Source organism: Pseudomonas sp. GM78 (genome assembly GCF_000282475.1).
Lineage (GTDB): Bacteria > Pseudomonadota > Gammaproteobacteria > Pseudomonadales > Pseudomonadaceae > Aquipseudomonas.
In genome coordinates this window covers 42,289-64,112 of sequence record NZ_AKJF01000132.1, presented here as the reverse complement: position 1 = coordinate 64,112, position 21,824 = coordinate 42,289, and the positions used below count along the sequence as shown (strand labels likewise).

Sequence of the window (21,824 nt, the reverse complement as noted above, 5' to 3'; positions counted from 1 at the left end):
GTCCGGTCCGTACAGGCGTTTGAAAAAGGGACTCGCCGTAAGGGCGAAACCATTAGTGGCCGTTACCGCAGGAATGGATATGTACACCCCAAGTTCTTAAACACAACCCGCCGATTCCCTGGCCAGCCGCGCGTTCTCCTTCAATATCTCGGCAAACTCCAACGCTGGCCCCACCAATTGCTCACCCTTGCGCGTAAGGATGCCGTAGTCCTGGGGCACCAGGTGCAACGGCGTATCCAGGATTTTCAGCTGGCCGCTCTCGAGCAGCGGGTCGACCATGGCATGGGGCAGCATGCCGATCATGGGCCCGCGTTGCAGCACCTGCAGGAAGGTCTGCATGGAAATGGTATCGACGGTGTTTCGCGGCATTCCCACGCCGGCCTCGGCGAACGCCAGTTCCATACGGCCGCGAATGGGGGTGCCCACCGGGTAGAGAATCCACGGCAAGTCCACCAACTGCTGCAATGAGATGGGGCCGGCACCGGCCAGCGGGTTACGGTGGTTGACCACGATGCAGAACGGTTCGGGCGCCAACGGCTGGAAGTCGTAGCGTTGCTGCTGGCCTTGGTCGGTGAAACGGGCGACGGCCAGGTCGAGTTTTTTTTCTTCGAGCATTTTCATCAGGTAATTACTGGTCTGCTCCACCACCTCGATCGACAGCAATGGCCAGCGTTCCTTGATCTGCAAAATGGCCTCGGGCAATGCGACGGCGGCGGCGGCGAAGATACCGCCGATCCTCAGGTGGCCGTGCCCTCCCTCGCGCAGACTGCTGATTTGTTCGACGAACGAGCGCGCGTCGTTCAGGGCAATCTGCGCATAACGCAGCACATGCTCCCCCAGTGCCGTGGGCGGCATGCTGCGCGGCAGGCGTTCGAACAAGGCAAAGCCGAGCAGGTTTTCGATTTCCTTGAGCATCTTGCTGATGGCCGGCTGGCTGAGATTCATCTGTTGCGCCGCCAGGTGCATGTTGCGCGTGCGCCCGAGCGTGTCGATCAACTGCAAATGCCTGAATTTGAGCCATCCGCAAAAGCTGGAGAATGAAAGTTCCGACATGGGCACCCCGCGCCAAGCAATAACTGTACGTTATCGAATACTGAAATTATCTCATTGGAGTTTATCGGCTGTGCGCCCTAGCGTGAAGCCTTTACGAACCAGGAAAATTGCCATGTCGCTGATGCTTACTCCCGAAAACACCCTGCCGGTCGATGGCGTGGCCGGTACCTTGATCGGCCGCGCCTGGGTACCAGGGCGAATCGCCGGGCCGTCGCCGATCGTCCTGCGCGCCGACGGCGTGTTCGACCTGTCGGAGCGCTTCGCGACCTTGAGTGACTTGCTCGAATCCGATGCCCCGCTCGCGGCGGTACGCCAGACCCCCGGTATGTTCATTGCCAGTGTTGAAGACCTGCTGGCTAACACCGGACCCGACGCCGACCCGACCAGGCCTTACCTGCTGGCGCCCCTGGATCTGCAAGTGATCAAGGCGGCCGGCGTGACCTTCGCCGCCAGCATGATCGAGCGTGTGATCGAGGAGCAGGCCGGTGGTGACGCCGCCAGGGCCGAAGCCGTGCGCGCCACCGTGCACGGTGTGATCGGCGACAACCTGCGCTCGATCGTACCGGGCTCGGAGCAGGCCATGCGCTTGAAAGCCTTGTTGATCGAACAGGACATGTGGTCGCAGTATCTGGAAGTGGGTATCGGTCCGGACGCGGAAATCTTCACCAAGGCACCGGTCCTGGCCTCAGTTGGCAGCGGCAGTAAAATCGGCATTCACCCGGGTTCACAGTGGAACAACCCGGAACCGGAAGTGGTGCTGGCGGTGAACAGCCGCGGGCAGATTCACGGCGCCACCCTGGGTAACGACGTCAACCTGCGGGACTTCGAAGGCCGTAGCGCGCTGTTGCTGAGCAAGGCCAAGGACAACAATGCATCCTGCTCGATCGGGCCTTTCATCCGCCTGTTCGACGAGCACTTCAGCCTGGACGATGTCCGCGCCTGCGTGGTCGACCTTGAGGTGCAAGGCGAGGACGGCTACCGCATGCACGGATCGAGCTCCATGAGCCAGATCAGCCGTGACCCGCAGGACCTGGCCGGCCAGACCCTCAACGCCAATCATCAATATCCCGATGGTTTCCTGCTGTTTCTCGGTACCCTGTTCGCCCCGACCGAAGATCGCGATCATGTCGGCAGCGGTTTCACCCACAAGCTGGGTGACCGGGTCAGTATCAGCAGCCCATTGCTTGGCGGTTTGCACAACCAGGTGACCAACAGTTCTGACGCAACGCCCTGGACCTTTGGCGTGAGTGCCTTGCTGCGTAACCTGGCCGCCCGTGGACTGCTTGCACGCTAATGCCCCACGAGATTGCCGGCTCATCCAATTACAAGAGAGAAATGCATCATGAGTGATACGCCTCGACGTCGCCTGCGCAGCGAGCAATGGTTCAACGACCCTGCCCACGCCGACATGACTGCCCTGTATGTCGAACGCTACATGAACTACGGCATGACCCGTGAAGAGCTGCAATCGGGCCGCCCGATCATTGGTATCGCCCAGACTGGCAGCGACCTGACACCGTGCAACCGTCACCACCTGGAACTCGCGCAGCGGGTCAAGGCCGGCATTCGTGATGCCGGCGGGATCCCCATGGAATTCCCTGTCCATCCGATCGCCGAACAGTCACGCAGACCGACCGCCGCACTGGACCGTAACCTGGCCTATCTGGGGCTGGTGGAGATTCTCCACGGCTATCCACTCGATGGCGTGGTACTCACCACCGGTTGCGACAAGACCACCCCGGCCTGCCTGATGGCCGCCGCGACCACGGATCTTCCGGCCATCGTCCTGTCCGGCGGGCCGATGCTCGACGGTCACCACAAAGGTGAACTGATCGGCTCCGGCACCGTGCTCTGGCATGCGCGCAACCTGATGGCCGCCGGGGAAATCGACTACGAAGGCTTCATGGAAATGACCACCGCGGCATCGCCCTCGGTGGGTCACTGCAACACCATGGGCACGGCCTTGTCGATGAACGCCCTGGCCGAAGCGCTGGGCATGTCGTTACCGGGTTGCGCGAGTATTCCGGCGCCGTATCGCGAGCGCGGGCAAATGGCCTACGCCACCGGCAAGCGCATTTGCGAGCTGGTGATGCAGGATGTGCGGCCCTCGCAGATCATGACCCGTGAGGCTTTCGAAAATGCCATCGCCGTGGCCTCGGCACTGGGGGCATCGAGCAACTGCCCTCCTCACCTGATCGCCATCGCCCGGCACATGGGCGTCGAGCTGAGCCTGGACGACTGGCAACGCATTGGCGAAGACGTGCCCTTGCTGGTCAACTGCATGCCGGCAGGCAAGTACCTGGGCGAAGGTTTCCATCGCGCGGGCGGCGTTCCAGCAGTGATGCACGAGCTGCAAAAAGCCGGGCGCCTGCACGAAGACTGCGCCACGGTCAGTGGCAAGAGCATCGGCGAGATCGTCAGCAGCACGCTGACCAGCAACGCCGACGTGATCTACCCCTTTGAAACGCCGCTCAAGCACCGCGCCGGTTTCATTGTGCTCAGCGGCAACTTCTTCGACAGTGCGATCATGAAGATGTCGGTGGTGGGCGAAGCCTTTCGCAAGACCTACCTGTCCGAGCCTGGCGCGGAAAACAGCTTCGAAGCGCGGGCGATCGTGTTCGAAGGACCGGAGGATTATCACGCCAGGATCGACGACCCGTCGCTGGAGATCGATGAGCGCTGCATCCTGGTCATCCGCGGTGCAGGCACCGTGGGCTACCCGGGCAGTGCCGAAGTCGTGAACATGGCGCCCCCGGCAGCGCTGATCAAGCAGGGCATCGACTCCCTGCCCTGCCTGGGCGACGGTCGCCAGAGCGGCACTTCGGCCAGCCCTTCGATCCTCAACATGTCGCCGGAGGCGGCCGTGGGAGGTGGCCTGGCGTTACTGAAAACCAACGACCGTCTGCGCGTGGACCTCAACGCCAGATCGGTGAACCTGCTGGTCGACGAAGCCGAAATGGCCCGCCGCCGCGCCGAGTGGACGCCCAACATCCCGGCCTCGCAAACCCCTTGGCAAGAGCTGTACCGGCAATTGGTAGGACAGCTGTCCACGGGCGGCTGCCTGGAGCCGGCCACCCTGCATTTGCGGGTTATCGCCCGAAGTGGTGGCGAGCCGCGTCATTCGCACTGACGGCTGTTGCACGGTTTCGCTATACCGGTACCTGCCGGTATAGCGAGGCCCAGGTCATTTAGAAAGGTACAGTCAGTTTCACCCAGTAAGCGTCCCCCTCTGCCCTGTTACGTACCTGAGACTCCTGCTGCCATTTAGCCGTCAGAAACCAGCCCTTATCACTGGTGTATTTCACCGAAGGCCCGATAGCGAATACCTTGCCTTTGTTGTTTTTTATCGTCTCGCCATCTTGTCGGTCATCCGTGGTCTGGTGGTAAATGTAACCCCCTACCCCCACGACCCAGCCATTACCCAACCCCCAACCTACCGCGTAATCCATATGCAGCTCCTGACCTGAGCGGTAGTCGGTATCTTTATTGCGCAGGTTGAAGTCGTACATGGTCTTGGCATCTATGTTCAGTCCGTCCGGATCGATATAGGACACCGCTAAAACAGGCTCGATCACCCAGTAGTTACGTCCGAGATTGGCCAGGTCATTCTTGTCGTACTCGCCTGTGGGGGCGATAAAGTCCAGGGCGAGGATACTGTGAAGTTTCTCGCTGTGATGGAAACCCAGTGCCGGACCAAAAATCATATCGCCCAGGCCCTGTTTGCTTTGCGATTGCCCGTTGAGCTCTACTTTCAAATCCACCAGTGGAGCGATTGCATGGAAAGCCAGGCTCCCCCCGAACACTTGCTGCTCAGTTACCCAGATCAACCGCGGTGCAATGGCGTTGGCCCGCACGCGAAAATCCACCGGCACTTTGTCGCCGCTGTTGTCACGCAATGAATCGGCTTCGTAGTGATTGGCGAAAAACTGCGAATACAAGCCCGGTGGGGGCATTGCGCCGGACATATAGTTTTCCGAACCCATGGGATAAGACGAGCCACCATTCTCGGTGGCCTGAACCCCAATACTGCTGGCGGCTAGAATACTTAAACCGGTGTGGCACAGTTGACGCGCGCAAGTCTTCTTTGCTGCTGCTTTCATGGTTGATGACCTTTTGTTGTTTTTATAGTCAGCCGCAACCCTGCTGGTCGTCGGGAAACCAGCAGGATTGGCGGTTATCTTTGCGGTGAAATCAGATTCTTTTGAACAGTGCCGATCTGGTGCTTTCGGAGGCTCCATCGGCAGCGCTATAGAAACGCTCCATGAAAATGTCACGCTCGAACAACCGCCCCTGCATCAAGCAGTTGATGGCTGAATCAATCATCACAGGCGGCCCGCACAGGTACGCCTTGCGGTTGCTGAATCGTCCCTCGAAGTGTTGTTTCGCAGCGTCATGCACGTAGCCCTTGAATCCTGTCCATTCTTCGTCGTCTGCCGCCTGGCTGAGCGCAGGTACGTAGGTGAAGTTGGTAAACTCGCGCTCCAGTTCTTCAAATAACCCGCGGTTGTAGAGTTCAGCTCGATTGCGTGCACCTTGGAACAGCACAATCTGGCGGGTATCGCCGGTCTCCAATAGATCGAGAATCATCGATTGAGGGCTCGACAACCCCGAGCCACCGGCAATGAAAATCAAGTCGCCGCTTTGCGACGTACGCACGAAGAACTGGCCGTAAGGTCCGGAAAGTTCTACCGCATCACCGACGTGAAGTTCATCGTGGATCATGCTCGTAGCCAGTCCGCCGTCTACACGTCGCACATGCAATTCGACTTCATCCGCCTGCCTCGGGGTATTGGCGAGCGAGAACGCCCTCGTCCCTTCAACCCCCGGCAATTGCAGGTTGATGTACTGGCCTGCCTGGAACGCCATTGGCCGGTCGAGTTTCAGGTGGACGCCCTTGATGGTGGGCGACAGATCCACAAGCCTGGTGACAACAGCTTGATAGTCCTCGACAGGATGTCCGAGGAAGTCCGGGTCGGCGTCGATATCCGCTTCGATCACCATGTCGCTTTGAGGCATTGCACAACAGGCGAGCACCTTGCCTTCATCCCGCTCCATGTCCATCAAGGCGAATGACGATGCCGCACCCAGGTCTGCCTCACCTTCGAGCACCTGAACCTTGCAGGTGGCGCAGGTGCCGTGGCCACAGGCGAATGGCAGCCAGACACCCTGGCGCAAGGCAGCCTGCAGGATGGTCTGGCCCTCCTCCACCTCGATTTGCTCGCCGGTGGGTTCGATGGTTACTTGGTAGCTCATGGCCGGTTCCTCAGTTGAAAGTGCCGGCAATGCCGTTCAAGCCTGGTGTGTTCATATGCAGCAGGCTTTTATGGTCTATGCCGTTATCGATCAGGCTGGCTGCGTAGTCCGGGGTGAAAGGCTGATCGTTCAATCGCCACAGCGCCTGGCTAAAGTCGACGCGAGGGGCGTCCGGGTGTTGCGCAATGGACGATTTCACCACCTGCTCGATGAACGCCCCGAACGGCATGCTCGGTGGCAATGGAAAGGTGAACGGCGCGCAGAACATCAGGTGTTTTTCCCAGCACAGGTACACCAGCTGCAGGCCATTGAAGTTGTCCTGGCTATCCAGGGGGTTGGCGCAGTAGGCGCCAATAGCAGTCACGGGCATGATGTTGTCCTTTTTCTTGTCAGGTCATTTGGAAGCGGGCGCGGGCGCGGGCACCCGCTTCGTCGCTCAGCGCCAGGCCTCAACCGGTCTTGCGCAGATCCGGGTCGACGGGGGTAGCCGGTGCGCTGTTTCGATCATTCGGGTGCCAGTCCTGCCAGCGACGATGCTCAGCGGAGCCCAGGTACTCGAAGTTGTCCTCGCCGGAATTGATGTTGTAGTAATCGCGTACAACCCCCTCGACATCGCCAGCCCCACAGTTGCCCTGGAGGATCTGGTGCACCGGCAACCAGGCCTGGATGTACTTGGTGGGTTCGTACTCGAAAATGTCGCAGCAACCCTGGGAGCAGAAGTGATAACGCTCGCCCTCATGCGTGGCGCTGCGATGACTCAAGGTCGTGAGCTCATCGGGTTCGGTAAACGACAGCGGGATCTGGCAGATCTGGCAGAGCATCGGCAGCGTCGGGTTGTAGAAGCGCTCGCCCTTCTCTTGCAGCGCACGCCAGTGTTCGAAGCGTGGGCGGTAGATCTTGTCGAAGGTGTCTGGATATTTGGCAGACAGCCAATCCAACTCTTCGTCGGTCGGCATCCAGGTGTGGAAGTTGGTCGCCTGGCTGTACTGATAGAAGATCGACCAGGCCTGGTGGCTGATGTGATCCTTACCAATGTTGGCTTCCTCGACATGCTTTGGAGGACGGATGCCATAGCGCTCCAGGTCCTTGAACAGTGCACCACCGGCTTCTTCGAAGTACACGCCCCAGGCTTCGGACCAGGACATGACTTTGTTCGGCAGCATGTAGTCCATCATCATGCCGACCAGCGTCAGCAGGCGGTACCCGCGCCAGAACCACTTGTCGATCCAGCGCTGGATGATGGGCACGTTGTCCTCGTGCTGCTCCAGCAGGAACTTGATCACTTCAAGACCCAGGGTCATGTGCCGGGCTTCGTCGGACTGTGCGGAGAACCCGAAGGTGACCGTGGCCATGTCGCCGTTGAACGCAGCACCGGACATGAACGGTACGAACAGCAGGTTGGTCAGCACGTACTCGAAGGAGAACGAAATCGCGGTCAGGAACTCGAACGGGCCCGCCGTGCGTGCGTCTTCGAAGAACGATTTGGGCACCGAGAGGAACCACACGCGGTCATGCATATGGGCAAAATCATGCAGGCCATTGAAGTGCTTGTTGTAGTGGCTCATGGCGTGAATCTGAGTCTGTACGTGACGCAGTTCGTCGATAGCCTGCATCTGGCAAGCGATGCGTGCACCGGCGCCGCTGAACTGCCGACCAACCCGTGCGAACCCCTGATAGGCCTGGTATTCCAGTGGTGTAACGCCCGACAGGAACAATTTCAGCGCGTTGACATAACGGGCGTCTGACAGCGTGGTATGGCCGTTGTTCTGCGAGAACGCATCGAAGATCGCGTAGAGCTTTTTCTCCTTTTCAGCCTGGTATTTCCAGTAGGTGTCCATGGTCAGGCGGAACGGGTCTTCCCACTTGTCCCAATCGGTAATCTTGATCCCTTCGAAACGCTCGTGTGGATAGATGTCTTCATGGGTCTGGTAGCTGGGTTCCCAGTCCAGGTCACGGGTCATGCAGCGGTATTTTTCTTTGGCATTGAGGCGTTTTTTCACGGCCATGATGGCTCTCCCAAATTCTTGTTATCGAACAAACGCTAACGGCGCGATGGCAGCGCTCAGCTGTTCCAGTGCAGGGAAAAACTGTCGTCCTCTTCCTCGACGTTGCCGCCCAGGGTGATCACGTACATCAGCATTTCCTGGATATCCCATGGGGTACCTGTGATCTGCTCTATGGTTTCGCGACGAATTTCCAGGCGACTACTGGCCTCGATGCGGATCATCGATGGCTGATGCTGGACAACCGCGTGGGGGTTGTCGGCCCTGATTGCTTCGACGATCGAGCGTGCGTAATCCGTGTCTTGCAGGTTGATGTAAACGAGGGAAGTCATACGGCAGCTCCTGTCAGGCCAATTTTTTTCAGGCGCGCGGTGAACTCCGCGTGTACTGATTCGAGTGCGGCAGCACCCAGACCTTTGGCGGCCAATGGGGCCAAGGCTTCAAGCGAGCGCTGGCTCCAGCGATCGACCCAGCCTTGCACCATCGATTTGTTTTCAGGGCTTTCGTTGATGACCGTCTTGAGCAGTGCGTCTACCCAGCGTTGACTTTCGGCGAACCACAGGCGCATGAACTCGGTCAGCATGCCGACCTGGCCAGCCCCATTGGCCGAGAGATGCTCGTCGAGCTTGTGGAACATCAGGGGGTAAACCAGACCATCGCTGACGACGTTCTGCGCCACGGTCAATTCGAACCAGTCACGTATGACCAGGGTGTCTTCGACGTAGCGGCGCATTCCTTGCCAGGCAGCATCGTTCAGCCACAGCTGTTTGGCTTGCGCGAGAAGCAGGACATCGCCGTCATCGAGCATCAAGCCGATGCGCGAAAGGTATTGGGCAATGCCCAGTCGATCCATGGCCTGGAACATATGCATTTGCGTGACGCTGGTGCCGAAGCCATCGGCGGCGATGTTGCTGTTGTTCATGTTGGCGCCCAGCTCCGCATGGCGAAGAGGCAGCAACAGCGTACTGATCAGCTGGATATTCTCTGCTGACAAACCGCCGAGCATGTCGCGCTTTTCACAGAAGGCGTAATCGTGCTCGGCGTTTTCCTGCATCTTGGCCCGGGCCTGGACATAGGCACCGTAGTAGTACTGGCGCGGATCGCTGACTGCATACCAGTCGGCCATGACCACAGCAGTACGTGTGGCATCGTTGAGCAGCTTGTCGGGTTGCCACAGCGGCCGGTAATGAAAGTTGGTCGCCGACTCCAGGTCGAAACTGGCTTCCTGATAACGGCTGGCAACCTTGTCGCCAAAACGGCGACGCGTATGGCTGAAGGTGTTGCGGATCGTCTCGACAGTCGTCGTCTTGATCTCGACACTCATGGAGTGGTCTCCTGTAGTTGTTGTTTTAGGTGGTGGTGTGCGGGTCATTCAGCGTCGCGGGTTTCGCCGTAACGCCACTTGCGTGCATCGGCGTCCAGGGCGTCGGACATTCGGGCGTCCATGTGTTGCACATGGTGGTTCTCGCAAAACTGCTTGAACGCTTGATGCGGCAGCACCAGCTCGACAAACAGCTCCGGGTAGCCAATTGCGAAATCGAATTCGACAAAGGCATCTTCTGGCTTGCTGCGCACGCGGATGTAGCGCGGCATTTGATCGAACGTGCTACCAGGTAGGTTCATGCTCGGGTGCTCCCCTGTTGTTATGGAGAGGGACAGAGCAACAACGGTGCCAGCCCAACCTGCGAGAAATGAACAGATGAGCAAAAACGTTATAAAACATCAGGTTAAGATGTTCTTTGGCGTTCCATTGCTTAGGCTTGAGGTTATTTTTGAGGGACTGGCGATTTCCACGATTTGATCATTTGATCACTCTGCACCCCTGCGATTTGAGCAAATAACCAATCAGCGCTCGTCATGTCGAGCACGTGGAGGGTTATCCTTAACCCTGTGATCAAGCGCTCTGGAGGTGACTTCCAGGCAGGTTCCAGGAACGCTCTGGAACTGAGTTTTTTGCGGAACGCAAATTGCTAGAGTTCTGCTTCTGGCCCCCCAACGCCCCAGCCCTGGCGTAGGGGCCGAATCATCCCCACCAACAAAAAAGACTTAGGGGTGCGTTTGCATGACCATGAAATATCGAGCCTCGGAGCACTCAGTGCTGCTCAAGGATCTGACCGATCGCATTCACTTCCTCGGCAGTGAAGGGAAAATCTGGCTTGATGAACAGCGGATGCTGCTGATGCAGGCTTCATCGATGGCGTCGTTTCGTCGAGAGCTGATCGAGACGATTGGCGAAGAGCGTGCGAAGGGTTTTTTCCTTCGACTGGGCTACCAGTCCGGACTGAAAGATGCCGAATTGGCGCGCAAATTACGCCCCAATGGCAGTGACATCGACATGTTCCTGATAGGCCCTCAGCTGCATTCGCTCAAGGGTATGGTCAAGGTGCGTCCGGTGGTCATGGATATTGATATCGAGGCAGGAACCTTCTACGCCGATATCGAATGGATCGACTCGTTCGAGGTCGAGAACCACCAGAGCGAGCAACTGCATTCCGAACAACCCGTTTGCTGGACCTTGCTCGGGTACGCGATCAGCTATTCGTCATTTTTCATCGGCCGCCAGATCATCTACAAGGAAGTCAGCTGCCGCGGTTGTGGAGACAGCGTGTGTCGCATCATCGGCAAGCCCGCTGAAGAGTGGGAGGATGCCGATTCATTCATGCGCTACTTCCAGAGTGATCCCATCATCGATGAGTTGCGCACCCTGCAGCTTCAAGTCGACAACATGAATCAACGCCTGCAGCTGCGTGCTGGGCAGTTTTATGGGATTGGTCAATCGGCCAATTACCGCAAGACCTGTGATCTGATCGACAAGGTCGCGCCCGGAAAAGCATCCGTGTTGCTTCTGGGTGAAACGGGCGTCGGAAAGGAAGTCATCGCCCGTAGCCTGCATTTGCGCAGTGAGCGTGCGGGAGGCCCTTTCATTGCCTTGAACTGCGCAGCTATCAGCCCGGACTTGATAGAAGCCGAGCTGTTTGGCGTTGAAAGAGGTGCGTATACCGGTGCACAACAATCGCGTATGGGCCGTTTCGAGCGAGCTCATGGGGGCACGCTGTTTCTTGATGAAATTATCGAGCTCACGCCACGCGCCCAGGCGAGTTTGTTGCGGGTGCTGCAGGAGGGTGAGCTCGAACGGGTGGGCGATAGCCAGACTCGACGTGTCGACGTGCGTGTGATCGGAGCGACACACGAAGACCTTGGCCAGGCGGTTAAGGATGGAAGATTCCGAGCCGACCTCTACTACCGCCTCAATGTTTATCCGGTTCGAATTCCGGCATTACGTGATCGTCGCGAAGACATCCCGCTCTTGATCGAGCACTTCCTGGAAAAGCTGCACCTGAGCTACGGAAAAAAGACCCTTGGGCTATCCGATCGTGCCAACGAGGCGTGCCTGCGCTATGACTGGCCGGGCAATATCCGTGAGCTGGAAAACCTGATAGAGCGTGGCGTGATCATCACTGACAACAACAAAACCATCTCGGTAGAGGCGCTCTTCCCGCACATGTCGGTAGAAGCACTCAGCATCGGGCTGTCGAGCGATGGCAATCTGGTCAGCCAGAAGCTTGAACCTGCAGATGAGTGGGTGGACAGGCTCCTCGACCTGGGAGTGAGTCTGGATGATGTGGAACAACAACTGCTACAGGGTGCCATGGATCGAGCGAATCAGAACGTCTCCGAAGCAGCCCGCCTTCTTGGCATAACGCGACCAGCGCTGGCCTATCGATTGAAGAAGTTGGCTGAGGGTTAAGCATTGAGCTGAGGTTCGTACGTCGAAACGGAGCACTGCGAATACGATACCTCAGTCCTTTCCATAGGTTCGTGGATCTGCCCCTCATTGCGTTTGTCACGCATTTGATCAAATGGCGAACGTCTCATTTGATCTTTTAGTCAATAAAATTGCCTGGCTACGCCGTTAGACCGTCTATTGGTGGGTTGAGCGGATGGCGCGATTTGTGCCTGTCACAGTATGGGACTCAACACAAAAGCGTACTCGACCATGAACACTGTCAGCGGTTCTTCACATGGACGATATCCAGATGCACTGTGGCACGATGACGACTGGTCTTCGTTGATCGATGTTGCGCCAGGTAGTCACTTGATTACCGCTCGCAATGGATATGTTCACCATGGAATTTATCTTGGAGAACGGCAGGTGATCCACTACGCCGGGATGTGTGGGGGCTTTGAGACGGGTCCCATTGAAATCATACAGTTGACCGGTTTTGCCAACGGGAGACAGGTTCGTGTCAGAAGGCAAATGCAACCCGGCTTCAAGCCAGAGCGGGTTCTACAGCGTGCACTCTCCCGGGTAGGTGAAAGGCGTTATCGACTTCTTACCAATAATTGCGAACACTTCTGCTATTGGAGCCTCTTCGGGAAAAGTGAAAGCCCGCAAGTACGAGAGGTGTTGAGCCATCCGTCAACGGCAATGAAGTGGGTGGTGCAGTATTGGCCGATGGTGGCGCCGATTTATTTACCGGTGCTGCGCAGCTTTTTTCGTGCTCAACTCGACATCTGTTCTTTCGCCCACTTGCGAGCCACGTCCGACAATTGGATACGGGCTCTTTGCAACGCTTTTTCACGTTCTTCGGTTGCTGCAAATTGCGTAGGTTGTGCATTGACGAATTCAGGGTTTTGAATACCTATGAAGCCGAATGCTGCCTTGAGCGATGGGGTCAGTGCATCCATGTGCGACAGCGGCATTCCCGCGCGCATGTCGGTGCCTCGGGTCGTGATGAACAGGGTTTTCTGTCGGGTCAATAGACCGATGTAGTGGCCTGAACTGCCGACGACGTAAGTCAATTCGGCTCGAATGATGTTGTCTATGAACGCTTTGAAAACCGAAGGGTAAGAGAAATTATGCATGGGCATGGCAAACAGGAAGGCATCGGCATCCAGCACGCGTTGACATAACGCTGTGGACGCAGCCAGAGCCTGCTCCATTAGGGCCGTGCGCTTTACAGTAGGCGTGTACGCGGCGATGGTGAACGATTCGTCGATGTGCGCTGGGGGATTTTGCGCCACATCCAGGTAATCGATATCGAGCGCTACATTTTGCTCGCGCAGGCACGCTACGAAGTGGCGGGCCAGGGCTCGCGAATTGGAACGCGCGCTTTTTGGACTGGCATCGACGTGCAGCAGCTTCATTGACGCACTCCTCTGGTTATCAGTATTTTTTAGCGCCGGCTTATGAAGTGTTCTATTATATTCACGCCGCTACAATAGATTATTGTATACCTGCACGAAACATCCAATTCCCCTTAAAATCGCTATACCGGTACTCTCAAGATACGCCCCCCAATAAAAAATTGGTCAGCAATTTTTTTTGAGCATTGGATATTTAACGGTGGTTTTCATTCCAATAGCCTAAAACCTCAAGCCACATGCCGTGGCACTACCGGGAAGGCGCTCTCATGAAAAAGCTTATCATTGCATGCACTTTGTTCTTGTCCGCGTTAAGTTCCACGGCCTTCGCTGAGGGTGGCGCGGACAGAGTATTCGAGAGAAATGAAGCTCGCGTACAACAAGCGCTTTCCGCGCAAGAAAAAACAAAAACCGAAAACCAGAATACTGCGAAATCTAATATAGAGCCCAATGCTAAAAGCAGCTAGCTATAATTATTCCATCAGCCCCTGACTGTGGTGTGCAGCTCTTGCGGAGTATCAAGAGAGCTGCGTTTCAATCAATACGGTATGAGCTGGTCAGTTGTATAAACAACGGCGTGGTGCAATTGAAAGCGGTCGATTGACAGCAGGCAGGCATCTTCCGCCGACACGGCTGCTTGTAGCACAAGCAGCAGGCAAGTCGACCTGAGTAGCGCCCTCTGTTTCAACGGACTTTTCCCAGCTTCATCTGACTACTTACCGACTTGGAACATTCGCGGGTCGTACATGAAATCGTAAACCTCAACCACTTTGATCTGGCTCGCCGCGTGGTGATTTGGGTTAATCACAATGTTGCGTTCCAATGGCAAAATGGCAGAGGGAACGATCAAGCCCAGGTGCGTGTTCGATTTCAGCCAGGCGGTACCGAAGTCCATGCTTGGGCGGTCGGCAGGCAGACTCGCCCACCCATCAGGTAGATTCAGCGCTTCAACTTCCAGGTACAGCGAGACCTCGGCAGGCAACTCAAAACAGGTGATTTTCAATGGAAAGGTCGGCTCACCAACCGCATGCACAAAGGTTTCCAGGCAACAGATGGCCGGTGTCATGCCCATGTATACGACAGGCACGTCCTGATCGTTCCATCGCCCACCCTCGATTGCCGCGCCCTTGCCGGACAGGTCAGTCGCTCGCTTCTCCTTCGCTATTCGCCACGCCCGCATCAAGCGACCCCGCCCCACTCTAATGCGTACAGGACACGGCGAACTTGCTTGGCACCGATTTCAGTTTCGCAGAGCAGAATCGGTGCATTGTTACCAAGGGCTTTGTTCCGCTTCGACAACCATTGCGCAGCTGCAACCCGGTCCTCGAAGACCTCTTCAGCCTGTAGGGAAACGGAAGCAATGCGATCCAGGCGCTCGGACGCAACGGTATCAAGGGATTGATGCTCCCGAACCCGCCGCTCAAGCGTGGAGATCGACGCATTGAGTAGAAGCGCCAAACCGGTATCTTGCAGGTTGAAGGTATGGCGCATGGCCAGGAAGAGATGGGCAGGAAATCCGCTCTTGATCTGGCGCAGTCGTTCTGATTCGTTGAGTGAGTAACGGCAGGCGCTGAAAGCCCAAAACTCGTTGGCGCCTACGCTACGTAACGCTTCTTTCTGTTTCTCGTGGCGCCTCTCCACTGCTGAAGTGCTCATCATGCCTCCGTCACTTGAAGGATTTATTCCGTCAAATGAAGTATAGGCGGCGTCGGCGCGAAATGGCACTACCTTTCGGCAGAGTGGTGCCACCAGCCCTCATGGCTTCCTTTTTCGTTGATCCTCTGGATGTACGGTCATGCGTGCATTGGCCGGCATCCCACGAGTCCGACTTCAAGAATAAAGGGCCCAATCAGATGAATTTCATACATTGGACTTCTACTTTTTTTATTTATTGGATGTCGAGCTTTATCACTCAGCGCACTAACCTGCCCATGTGTCTAGTGCGCAATGTATCCAAGACCCCTTTATGGCCGTGCACCGTATCTATTTTGCGTGGAGCAATAAACCATGTTTATAGCAGCAACCAACACGGTAACCATTCATGCTGCCCCTGGCCAGGTAGAGGCTGTCGGCCTCATGCTGCGCGAAATGATAGGCTCCCTGCGCGATTCCTCAGGCTGTCTCTCATACTCAGCGGTACAAAGCCATTGCAACTCCAACCTCTGGATTGTTACCGGGCACTGGCTGACCCCGTCAGACATGGAGAATCACTTCCATAATCCAGCGCAGGAAAAATATGCTGCTTTATTGAACTGTGAATCTGTTCGAAGTATTGAGTTCAACTGTCAGCTGCTTGCCTGATAGAAAAGCCCAGCCAGCCGTAGATGGATAATGTCCCAGGCGGCGTTTTCGGTCTGTCGTTGTAGATTGCAACGATGGTCACCCGCACCGGCAAAGGGCCGCCCCCTCCTGTCGAGGGGGATCGACCTGTCACGCACTACCGCCTGAAGGATCAGTCGGCCAGCCGGCGCAACGCCTCCCGCACCCCCTCAGGCATGGCGACCGAGACATTGCTCGCACGATCCACGTACACATAGACGACATAGCCCAGCGCCGACACCTCGTACTCGTCGTTACGGAAAATGCCCAGCTCGTAACGCGCACTGCTGTTGCCCAGATGGCTGATGCGCAACCCCACCATCACCACGTCGGGAAAGGTGATGGGTGAAAAGAAGGTACAGCTCGACTCGACGATCAGGCCGATGACCGGGCTGCTGTCGATGTCCAAGGTGCCCTGCTCCACCAGGAAATGACTGATCGCCGAATCGAAGAACGAGTAGTAGACGATGTTCTGCACATGCCCATAGGAGTCGTGGTCCCCAGCGTGTGCCGAGGGTGTAAAAGCGCCGGAAATCTTCGCGTCGGGGACGGTAGGCCTTGCTGCTCATAGCACCTCCCGGTAAATGGCCAGGACGTCGGCCAGGCTGACCGGGCGCGGGTTGTTGCCGAGCAGGCGCGCTTGCTTCATCGCATCTTCGGCCAGGGCCTGGATATCGCCCTCGCCGATGCCCACGTCACGCAAACGGGTTGGCAATTTCAGCTCACCGGCCAGGCCCCCCAGATGATCGGCCAGGGCGCGTGCTCTCTGGCGTTCGCTTCCCGTCACGTTTGGCAGCACGATCTCGGCCAGCTGCGCGTAGAGCGGCGCTGCCGCTTCCAGGTTGAAACGCATCACGGCACCCAGCACCAGCGCGTTGGACACCCCGTGCGGCACATGGAAACGTGCGCCGATCGGGTAGGCCAACGCGTGCACAGCAGCCACCGGCGAATTGGCAAAGGCCATGCCGGCCAGGCACGCCCCCAGCAACATGTTTTCCCGGGCGACCAGGTCCGAACCCTCGTGGCAGGCTTGATACAGGCTACCGCAGAGCAGGCGCAAGGCATCTTTGGCCAGGCAGTCGGAGAGCGGATTTTTCAGGTGCCGGCTGGTGTAGGCCTCGACCGCATGGACCATGGCATCGATACCGGTCGCGGCAGTGATAGGTGCTGGTAATCCCAGCGTCAGCTCGGCATCCAGCACCGCCAGATCCGGCAACAGGGTTGGCGAGATCACCACGTTCTTCTCGCCGGCACCGGTGGTCACCACCGAAACCGCGGTGACCTCGGAGCCGGTGCCGGCGGTGGTGGGCACCAGGATCAGCGGCAGGCGTGCGCCCTTGCTCTGGTTGATGCCATAGATCTGCGCCAGCTGCTCGCCACCGCGCAACAGCAACGCCGCCAGCTTGGCGGCATCCAGCGAACTGCCGCCGCCAAATCCCACCACGCAATCGGCGCCACATTCTCTGCCCGCTTCAACCGCCGCGAGGATCACCGACTCCGGCGGGTCGGCCAGTACTTCGGCAAATACCCGCACCGGCACGCCCGCTGCAGCAAAACCGCTCAGCACCGGGTCGAGCAACCCGGCGGCCACGACGCCCGCGTCGGTCACCAGCAGCACGGAGCTGGCCCCCAGGTTCAGCACCTGAGGGGCAAGACGGGTGGCGGCACCGCGCTCGATGATGATCGAGCGGGTGGTATTGAAGGCCATCGATAGCATCGCAAGGGTTCTCCAGGTATTGGTTTTGACGACCTCCGCTTGTTTGGCGTGAGGCTCCAGGCCCATACCGTAGAGGCTCGACTTGGTCCCTCACCCCCCTCCTTCGGAGTGGGTGCCACCTTATCCGGAGGTGTCGCGGATACGCTTTCCGAAATAACCAAATAACCCACGTGTTTTCAGAGGGTTAGACGCACTTCAGGGACCACTCGAATCCGGAACGAACGCCCCCGCCCGAACTCTATACTCGCCCTACGAACGACCTCGCCTACAACAACAAGTCCAAGAGGAAAACACGATGAGCAACGACACATGAATGACACCCTTTCGCAGTTTCCGGATATCGCTTGCGCACCCCCTGCCACCAGACGCGTCTACGCCAAGGTGCTGTGGCGGTTGATGCCCTTCCTGGTGCTGGCCTTCATCGTCAATGCCATCGACCGGATCAACCTGTCGTTCGCCAAGCTGCGCATGGCCGAGGACATTTTGCTGAGCGACGCCGCCTACGGCATCGGCGCCGGGATCTTCTACCTCGGCTATATCCTCTTCGAGATCCCCAGCAACCTGTACATGCAGCGGGTCGGCGCGCGCCGCACCATCACCCGCATCATGCTGCTGTGGGGCATGGTCACCGTGGCGACGGCCTTCGTCACCACGGCCAACCAATTGATCGCCGCGCGATTCCTGCTGGGCGTGGCCGAGGCCGGGTTCTTTCCCGGGATAATCCTCTACATGACTTACTGGTTGCCGGCGTCCTTGCGCGGGCGAGTCACGGCCGGGTTGTTGATGGCGGGGATGGTGGCCGGGATCATCTGCGGGCCGCTGTCCGGCGTGATCATGGCCCATCTCGATGGCTGGCTGGGTTTCAAGGACTGGCAAATGCTGTTCATCCTGACCGGCGCACCCACCCTGCTGCTGGGCCTCTTCGGCTGGTTCTGGCTGACGGATCGTCCCGAGCAGTCCAACTGGCTGACCGACGAAGAAAAGCACCAGATCGCCCAGGACACTTGCAGTGAGCCGGGAGCCGTGAGCAGTCACTTCGGCGGCGTGCTGCGCGAACCTCGAATGTACATCGCCGGACTCGTCTACTTCTGCATCTACAGCGGCTCAAACACGGTGACCTACTGGATTCCGACGCTGATCCGCGGCTTCGGCCTGGAAGACCTGAAACTGATCGGCATGCTGGCCGCCCTGCCCTTTATCGTCGCGGTGTGTGCCATGTACCTGCTGGGGCGCAGTTCCGACCGGCATATGGAACGCCGCTGGCATTTGGGGCTGACCATGCTGGTGGGTGCGGGCAGCTTTGCCCTGCTGGGCCTGGTGCACGGCAATGTGGTGCTGTCGATCTTCCTCATGAGCCTGGGCTCCGCCGCGGCGCTGTCGGCCATCCCGCTGTTCTGGACGATCCCGCCGGCGTTGCTGAACAAGGCAGGCGCGGCAGGCGGCATTGCGATCATCAGCAGCCTGGGCAACCTGGCCGGCGTGCTGAGCCAGGCCGCTGTCGGGGCAATCAAGTCCGCCACCGGCAGCCTGTACCTGGCGTTCGATGTGATGGCGATCGTGATGGTGCTTGGGGCGCTGGTGTTGCTGATCGGGATACCGGCTCACTGCCTGAAGGATCGACGAGATTCCCGGGCATAACCCAATACCAGGAAACTGTAGGAGCGAGCCTGCTCGCGATGGTCGTTAACGATAACGCGGGGAATCTGATTCCCCGCGGTGTTCTTGAGTCCATCGCGAGCAGGCTCGCTCCTACAAGGAGCCGGCGTATCGATCCATCAATTGGCCCATGCGTGTCAGGTACTCACCCCGGCCCAGGTGCAGGATGTGGTTGCCCGCAAACCAGTGCAGCTCGCTGCCCGGCCAGTGCCGGTGCAGCAGGCGCACATGGCGTGGCAGGGTGACCCGGTCCCCCGCGCCACCGATGATCAGCATGCGCTCGCCGTCCAGGCACGGGGCATAGGTCAGCGGGTTGTGCACGGCCAGTAATCCGCGCATTTCGGCCACGCCAATGCCCTGGCTGCGCATCAACCGCGAGAGCAGCAGACCCGTAGGTTGCCACTCGAGGAACGCATCGACCGGGCTGACCGCGGGCACAATCGGGACGCACCAGGCCAGACGCTCGTCAACGGCCGCCAGCGCCGCTGCGGTGTACCCGCCGAGGGAAATGCCCGTGACACCGATCTGCTCGACACCACGCCTTTGTAGATAGTCGATGAACACCCGCAGGTCGTGGATCGCATGCAGCGGCGCCTCGTTGAAAGCCGCCAACCCACTGCCGAACAGCCCCTGGCCGCTGAACCAGTTGCCGCGTTCGGCGCGCAGGCCGTGGTGCGGATAGGTGAACAGCAGGATGTCGTAGCCGCGCCGGTAGAAACCGGCCAGCGACAGCGCGTGCGCATTGAGCCAGTGCGGGTCGGCGGCGAAACCATGGATGACGATCAGCGTCGGTCGCGGCCGGTCGCCATGGCACCAGTACTGGGCATGGGCGCAGGTGTTGCGCTGCATGGCTTCGAACTGCGGGCGGGCGAACGGATTGAGTGGTTTGAACGAGCTTGCGAAACGCAACTGCAGGCGGCGGATGTCCTTGCCGGAAAGCTCGCGCTCGGCAACGACAATGCCCTTCGGTGGCGGCAGGAATACACGCGAGGCGTCTGCGGCGCGCGCCAGCGGTTCGTAGAAACGCAGTGCCTCGAATTCGCGCTGCAGACGCCCACGCCTGGATAACGTCGCCAAAGCGCTCGCCGCGACCGTCGTCGACAGGGCGGTGCGCATCACTCGCTCGACGGCGGCGGTGCCGTGGATCTTCAACGGGTGCCGGGCATCCAGTTCCGTGCCATCGGCCTGCCGCCAGAAGTCTTCGGACAAACGTTCCCACCAGGGACCCTGTGAATCGCCTGGCCCTTGCTCACTCATGCAGCGCTCTTGACTCGACACACAAAACTCCTCTGTGGCCGAGGGTCAACTTGCGCATCCCGGCGACACGCACAGGACCCTGCGACAGCCGCCAGAATAAATACCGCACCAGCCACGTACTCCCCCCCATTTGCAGGGGGACGGGTCAACGGCAGATCGACGAATCTGCTCGCCATCGACCTTCGTCGTATTGACCAGGCCCGGGCGAGCTCGCTGGACAGCTCTCGGGCAATCCACATCCACCACCCAGCGAGAGCCTCAACGATGAGCAAACTGAGCGGGCAAGACGCCCTGTTCCTGAAAGTCGATCGACCACATGCCGCGTCGCATTGCACCATGATCTACATCTACGATCAGTCCACGGTAGAGGGGCAACGCCTCGGCTTTCGGCAGATCGTCGAGCATATCAACGAGCGCCTCGATGTCTCACCGGTGTTCAAGCGCAAGATCGTCCAGGTGCCCTTCGGTCTCGGTTATCCCTATTGGGTGGAAGACGACCTGTTCGACATCGACTTCCACGTTCGCCATTTCGCGCTGCCCAAACCGGGCGACTGGCGCCAGTTCTGCATCATGGTGTCGCGCATCCATGCCCGCTCCGTGGATCTTTCCCGGGCACCCTGGGAGATGTACGTGATCGAGGGCCTCGACAACATCGAGGGCATCCCCAAGGGCAGCTTCGCCATCCTCACCAAGACCCACCATGCCGCGATGGATGGCGCCGCCGCCGCGGAACTGACCTGGGCCTTGCACGACCTGGCCGGGGCGCAGGGCAAGCCCGTCGCCGTGGTGGATAAGACACCCCCGGCGGCGAGTTTACCGCTGCGATGGGGCCCGCTGGACACGGTCAGCCGCATGCTGACCGACAATGTCATGGCCTCCGCGCGCATGGCTTTGCCCCTGGCGCGCGTGCTGCCCAAGCTGACCGTGGCGAGCCTGCGCAAAATGGCGCGTTCGGTACTCAGCTCCGAAGGCGGCGCGCCGCGCACCCGCTTCAACAGCAACGTGACGTCCAGTCGAGTCTGGGATTCGGTCACCCTCGATCTGGGCGTCGTCAAACAGATCAAGAACCTGGTGCCCGGGGCCACGGTCAACGATGCGGTACTGGCCATGGTCGGCGGCGCGATGCGGCGCTACCTGATCGCCAAGGATGAACTGCCGGAGAAGTCGTTGGTGACCCTGGCACCGGTCAACACCCGCCAGGGCAATGAAAGCGTCGCCGCCGGCAACACCGTGTCGATGCTCACCTTCCCCCTGCGCACGGATATCGAGGACCCTGTCGCCCGCCTGGCGGCTCACGCTCGCCCTGCCCCCTCGAAGCGGGTAGGCCACGTTAGTTGCCTTGCGCAAGGGGTGGTTTGCGACGCTGTCCGCTCCCCCCTCTCTTCGGGGGGAGTCTGAATCGGCTTTGCGCCGATAGCATC

General features: G+C 58.7%; 21 protein-coding genes and 1 pseudogene. 8 read left to right on the top strand and 14 right to left on the bottom strand.

Annotated features, from left to right (window positions below; genetic code table 11):
• Positions 1 to 96 precede the first annotated feature (96 nt).
• Positions 97 to 1,053, bottom strand: coding sequence for a LysR family transcriptional regulator (locus PMI35_RS10060; RefSeq protein WP_008062451.1), 957 nt, complete (start codon positions 1,051 to 1,053; stop codon positions 97 to 99).
• Positions 1,054 to 1,165: 112 nt separating this feature from the next.
• Between PMI35_RS10060 and PMI35_RS10065 the strand changes: the two genes are divergently transcribed.
• Together PMI35_RS10065 and PMI35_RS10070 are read left to right on the top strand one after the other, a co-directional pair.
• Positions 1,166 to 2,347 (top strand): fumarylacetoacetate hydrolase family protein, encoded by a 1,182-nt coding sequence (locus PMI35_RS10065; protein ID WP_008062431.1) that lies wholly within the window; start codon positions 1,166 to 1,168, stop codon positions 2,345 to 2,347.
• 48 nt (positions 2,348 to 2,395) lie between these two features.
• The gene (locus PMI35_RS10070; RefSeq protein ID WP_008062430.1) at positions 2,396 to 4,183 is read left to right on the top strand and encodes an IlvD/Edd family dehydratase; all 1,788 of its coding nucleotides are present in this window, start codon (positions 2,396 to 2,398) and stop codon (positions 4,181 to 4,183) included.
• A 58-nt stretch (positions 4,184 to 4,241) separates the two neighbouring features.
• Here PMI35_RS10070 and PMI35_RS10075 read toward each other — a convergent pair whose 3' ends face one another.
• The 7 genes from PMI35_RS10075 to PMI35_RS10105 all read right to left on the bottom strand — a co-directional run bounded on the left by PMI35_RS10075 (position 4,242) and on the right by PMI35_RS10105 (position 9,932).
• The gene (locus tag PMI35_RS10075; RefSeq protein WP_008062429.1) at positions 4,242 to 5,153 is read right to left on the bottom strand and encodes a SphA family protein; all 912 of its coding nucleotides are present in this window, start codon (positions 5,151 to 5,153) and stop codon (positions 4,242 to 4,244) included.
• 91 nt (positions 5,154 to 5,244) lie between these two features.
• Positions 5,245 to 6,306, bottom strand: a complete 1,062-nt coding sequence (locus PMI35_RS10080) for an NADH:ubiquinone reductase (Na(+)-transporting) subunit F (protein WP_008062428.1) — start codon at positions 6,304 to 6,306, stop codon at positions 5,245 to 5,247.
• A 10-nt stretch (positions 6,307 to 6,316) separates the two neighbouring features.
• On the bottom strand, positions 6,317 to 6,676 hold the full coding sequence (locus tag PMI35_RS10085) for a phenol hydroxylase subunit P4 (protein ID WP_008062427.1): 360 nt from the start codon (positions 6,674 to 6,676) through the stop codon (positions 6,317 to 6,319).
• A gap of 79 nt (positions 6,677 to 6,755) precedes the next feature.
• A complete protein-coding gene (locus PMI35_RS10090; RefSeq protein ID WP_008062426.1) occupies positions 6,756 to 8,312 on the bottom strand; it encodes an aromatic/alkene/methane monooxygenase hydroxylase/oxygenase subunit alpha in 1,557 nt (518 codons plus the stop codon).
• Positions 8,313 to 8,368: 56 nt separating this feature from the next.
• Positions 8,369 to 8,641, bottom strand: coding sequence for an MmoB/DmpM family protein (locus tag PMI35_RS10095; protein WP_008062425.1), 273 nt, complete (start codon positions 8,639 to 8,641; stop codon positions 8,369 to 8,371).
• The gene (locus tag PMI35_RS10100; RefSeq protein ID WP_008062424.1) at positions 8,638 to 9,633 is read right to left on the bottom strand and encodes an aromatic/alkene monooxygenase hydroxylase subunit beta; all 996 of its coding nucleotides are present in this window, start codon (positions 9,631 to 9,633) and stop codon (positions 8,638 to 8,640) included. The genes PMI35_RS10095 and PMI35_RS10100 overlap by 4 nt, the downstream gene beginning before the upstream one ends.
• Before the next feature lie 44 nt (positions 9,634 to 9,677).
• Complete coding sequence (locus tag PMI35_RS10105) at positions 9,678 to 9,932, bottom strand: phenol hydroxylase subunit (RefSeq protein WP_008062423.1); 255 nt, start codon at positions 9,930 to 9,932, stop codon at positions 9,678 to 9,680.
• Positions 9,933 to 10,371: 439 nt separating this feature from the next.
• Here PMI35_RS10105 and PMI35_RS10110 point away from each other — a divergent pair, with 439 nt between their 5' ends.
• Both PMI35_RS10110 and PMI35_RS35965 read left to right on the top strand, forming a co-directional pair.
• Positions 10,372 to 12,057 (top strand): sigma-54-dependent Fis family transcriptional regulator, encoded by a 1,686-nt coding sequence (locus tag PMI35_RS10110; RefSeq protein WP_008062422.1) that lies wholly within the window; start codon positions 10,372 to 10,374, stop codon positions 12,055 to 12,057.
• A gap of 219 nt (positions 12,058 to 12,276) precedes the next feature.
• Positions 12,277 to 12,681: pseudogene (locus PMI35_RS35965) on the top strand (lecithin retinol acyltransferase family protein); the annotation flags it as partial.
• Between the two features lie 131 nt (positions 12,682 to 12,812).
• On the opposite strand, the gene PMI35_RS10115 reads toward PMI35_RS35965, so the two are convergent.
• Positions 12,813 to 13,457: an FMN-dependent NADH-azoreductase gene (locus PMI35_RS10115; RefSeq protein WP_008062420.1), complete on the bottom strand. Its 645-nt coding sequence runs from the start codon at positions 13,455 to 13,457 to the stop codon at positions 12,813 to 12,815.
• A 266-nt stretch (positions 13,458 to 13,723) separates the two neighbouring features.
• Between PMI35_RS10115 and PMI35_RS0132925 the strand changes: the two genes are divergently transcribed.
• Complete coding sequence (locus PMI35_RS0132925) at positions 13,724 to 13,921, top strand: co-regulatory protein PtrA N-terminal domain-containing protein (RefSeq protein ID WP_032831820.1); 198 nt, start codon at positions 13,724 to 13,726, stop codon at positions 13,919 to 13,921.
• Between the two features lie 245 nt (positions 13,922 to 14,166).
• On the opposite strand, the gene PMI35_RS10120 is transcribed toward PMI35_RS0132925, so the two are convergent.
• Together PMI35_RS10120 and parS are read right to left on the bottom strand one after the other, a co-directional pair.
• Complete coding sequence (locus PMI35_RS10120) at positions 14,167 to 14,634, bottom strand: RES family NAD+ phosphorylase (RefSeq protein ID WP_008062419.1); 468 nt, start codon at positions 14,632 to 14,634, stop codon at positions 14,167 to 14,169.
• Complete coding sequence (gene parS, locus PMI35_RS10125) at positions 14,634 to 15,110, bottom strand: type II RES/Xre toxin-antitoxin system antitoxin (protein ID WP_008062418.1); 477 nt, start codon at positions 15,108 to 15,110, stop codon at positions 14,634 to 14,636. Before parS ends, PMI35_RS10120 begins: the two co-directional genes overlap by 1 nt.
• A gap of 351 nt (positions 15,111 to 15,461) precedes the next feature.
• Here parS and PMI35_RS34145 point away from each other — a divergent pair, with 351 nt between their 5' ends.
• Positions 15,462 to 15,755, top strand: coding sequence for a putative quinol monooxygenase (locus PMI35_RS34145; protein WP_008062417.1), 294 nt, complete (start codon positions 15,462 to 15,464; stop codon positions 15,753 to 15,755).
• A 151-nt stretch (positions 15,756 to 15,906) separates the two neighbouring features.
• Here PMI35_RS34145 and PMI35_RS0132920 read toward each other — a convergent pair whose 3' ends face one another.
• Both PMI35_RS0132920 and PMI35_RS10130 read right to left on the bottom strand, forming a co-directional pair.
• Complete coding sequence (locus PMI35_RS0132920; protein ID WP_008062416.1) at positions 15,907 to 16,251, bottom strand: acyl-CoA thioesterase; 345 nt, start codon at positions 16,249 to 16,251, stop codon at positions 15,907 to 15,909.
• Between the two features lie 87 nt (positions 16,252 to 16,338).
• Positions 16,339 to 17,490 (bottom strand): iron-containing alcohol dehydrogenase, encoded by a 1,152-nt coding sequence (locus PMI35_RS10130; RefSeq protein WP_008062415.1) that lies wholly within the window; start codon positions 17,488 to 17,490, stop codon positions 16,339 to 16,341.
• A gap of 309 nt (positions 17,491 to 17,799) precedes the next feature.
• On the opposite strand from PMI35_RS10130, the gene PMI35_RS10135 reads away from it, so the two are divergent.
• Positions 17,800 to 19,128, top strand: a complete 1,329-nt coding sequence (locus PMI35_RS10135; protein WP_008062413.1) for an MFS transporter — start codon at positions 17,800 to 17,802, stop codon at positions 19,126 to 19,128.
• A gap of 111 nt (positions 19,129 to 19,239) precedes the next feature.
• Here PMI35_RS10135 and PMI35_RS10140 read toward each other — a convergent pair whose 3' ends face one another.
• Positions 19,240 to 20,403, bottom strand: coding sequence for an alpha/beta hydrolase family protein (locus tag PMI35_RS10140; RefSeq protein WP_008062411.1), 1,164 nt, complete (start codon positions 20,401 to 20,403; stop codon positions 19,240 to 19,242).
• Between the two features lie 264 nt (positions 20,404 to 20,667).
• Between PMI35_RS10140 and PMI35_RS10145 the strand changes: the two genes are divergently transcribed.
• A complete protein-coding gene (locus PMI35_RS10145; protein WP_008062410.1) occupies positions 20,668 to 21,801 on the top strand; it encodes a wax ester/triacylglycerol synthase domain-containing protein in 1,134 nt (377 codons plus the stop codon).
• Positions 21,802 to 21,824: the final 23 nt, after the last annotated feature.

What these genes read in the sequence shown, in the direction of transcription:
- PMI35_RS10060 (WP_008062451.1), bottom strand. Translation starts at nt 1,053, where the DNA reads ATGTCGGAACTTTCATTCTCCAGCTTTTGCGGATGGCTCAAATTCAGG.
- PMI35_RS10065 (WP_008062431.1), top strand. Translation starts at nt 1,166, where the DNA reads ATGTCGCTGATGCTTACTCCCGAAAACACCCTGCCGGTCGATGGCGTG.
- PMI35_RS10070 (WP_008062430.1), top strand. Translation starts at nt 2,396, where the DNA reads ATGAGTGATACGCCTCGACGTCGCCTGCGCAGCGAGCAATGGTTCAAC.
- PMI35_RS10075 (WP_008062429.1), bottom strand. Translation starts at nt 5,153, where the DNA reads ATGAAAGCAGCAGCAAAGAAGACTTGCGCGCGTCAACTGTGCCACACC.
- PMI35_RS10080 (WP_008062428.1), bottom strand. Translation starts at nt 6,306, where the DNA reads ATGAGCTACCAAGTAACCATCGAACCCACCGGCGAGCAAATCGAGGTG.
- PMI35_RS10085 (WP_008062427.1), bottom strand. Translation starts at nt 6,676, where the DNA reads ATGCCCGTGACTGCTATTGGCGCCTACTGCGCCAACCCCCTGGATAGC.
- PMI35_RS10090 (WP_008062426.1), bottom strand. Translation starts at nt 8,312, where the DNA reads ATGGCCGTGAAAAAACGCCTCAATGCCAAAGAAAAATACCGCTGCATG.
- PMI35_RS10095 (WP_008062425.1), bottom strand. Translation starts at nt 8,641, where the DNA reads ATGACTTCCCTCGTTTACATCAACCTGCAAGACACGGATTACGCACGC.
- PMI35_RS10100 (WP_008062424.1), bottom strand. Translation starts at nt 9,633, where the DNA reads ATGAGTGTCGAGATCAAGACGACGACTGTCGAGACGATCCGCAACACC.
- PMI35_RS10105 (WP_008062423.1), bottom strand. Translation starts at nt 9,932, where the DNA reads ATGAACCTACCTGGTAGCACGTTCGATCAAATGCCGCGCTACATCCGC.
- PMI35_RS10110 (WP_008062422.1), top strand. Translation starts at nt 10,372, where the DNA reads ATGACCATGAAATATCGAGCCTCGGAGCACTCAGTGCTGCTCAAGGAT.
- PMI35_RS10115 (WP_008062420.1), bottom strand. Translation starts at nt 13,457, where the DNA reads ATGAAGCTGCTGCACGTCGATGCCAGTCCAAAAAGCGCGCGTTCCAAT.
- PMI35_RS0132925 (WP_032831820.1), top strand. Translation starts at nt 13,724, where the DNA reads ATGAAAAAGCTTATCATTGCATGCACTTTGTTCTTGTCCGCGTTAAGT.
- PMI35_RS10120 (WP_008062419.1), bottom strand. Translation starts at nt 14,634, where the DNA reads ATGCGGGCGTGGCGAATAGCGAAGGAGAAGCGAGCGACTGACCTGTCC.
- parS (WP_008062418.1), bottom strand. Translation starts at nt 15,110, where the DNA reads ATGAGCACTTCAGCAGTGGAGAGGCGCCACGAGAAACAGAAAGAAGCG.
- PMI35_RS34145 (WP_008062417.1), top strand. Translation starts at nt 15,462, where the DNA reads ATGTTTATAGCAGCAACCAACACGGTAACCATTCATGCTGCCCCTGGC.
- PMI35_RS10130 (WP_008062415.1), bottom strand. Translation starts at nt 17,490, where the DNA reads ATGCTATCGATGGCCTTCAATACCACCCGCTCGATCATCATCGAGCGC.
- PMI35_RS10135 (WP_008062413.1), top strand. Translation starts at nt 17,800, where the DNA reads ATGAATGACACCCTTTCGCAGTTTCCGGATATCGCTTGCGCACCCCCT.
- PMI35_RS10140 (WP_008062411.1), bottom strand. Translation starts at nt 20,403, where the DNA reads ATGAGTGAGCAAGGGCCAGGCGATTCACAGGGTCCCTGGTGGGAACGT.
- PMI35_RS10145 (WP_008062410.1), top strand. Translation starts at nt 20,668, where the DNA reads ATGAGCAAACTGAGCGGGCAAGACGCCCTGTTCCTGAAAGTCGATCGA.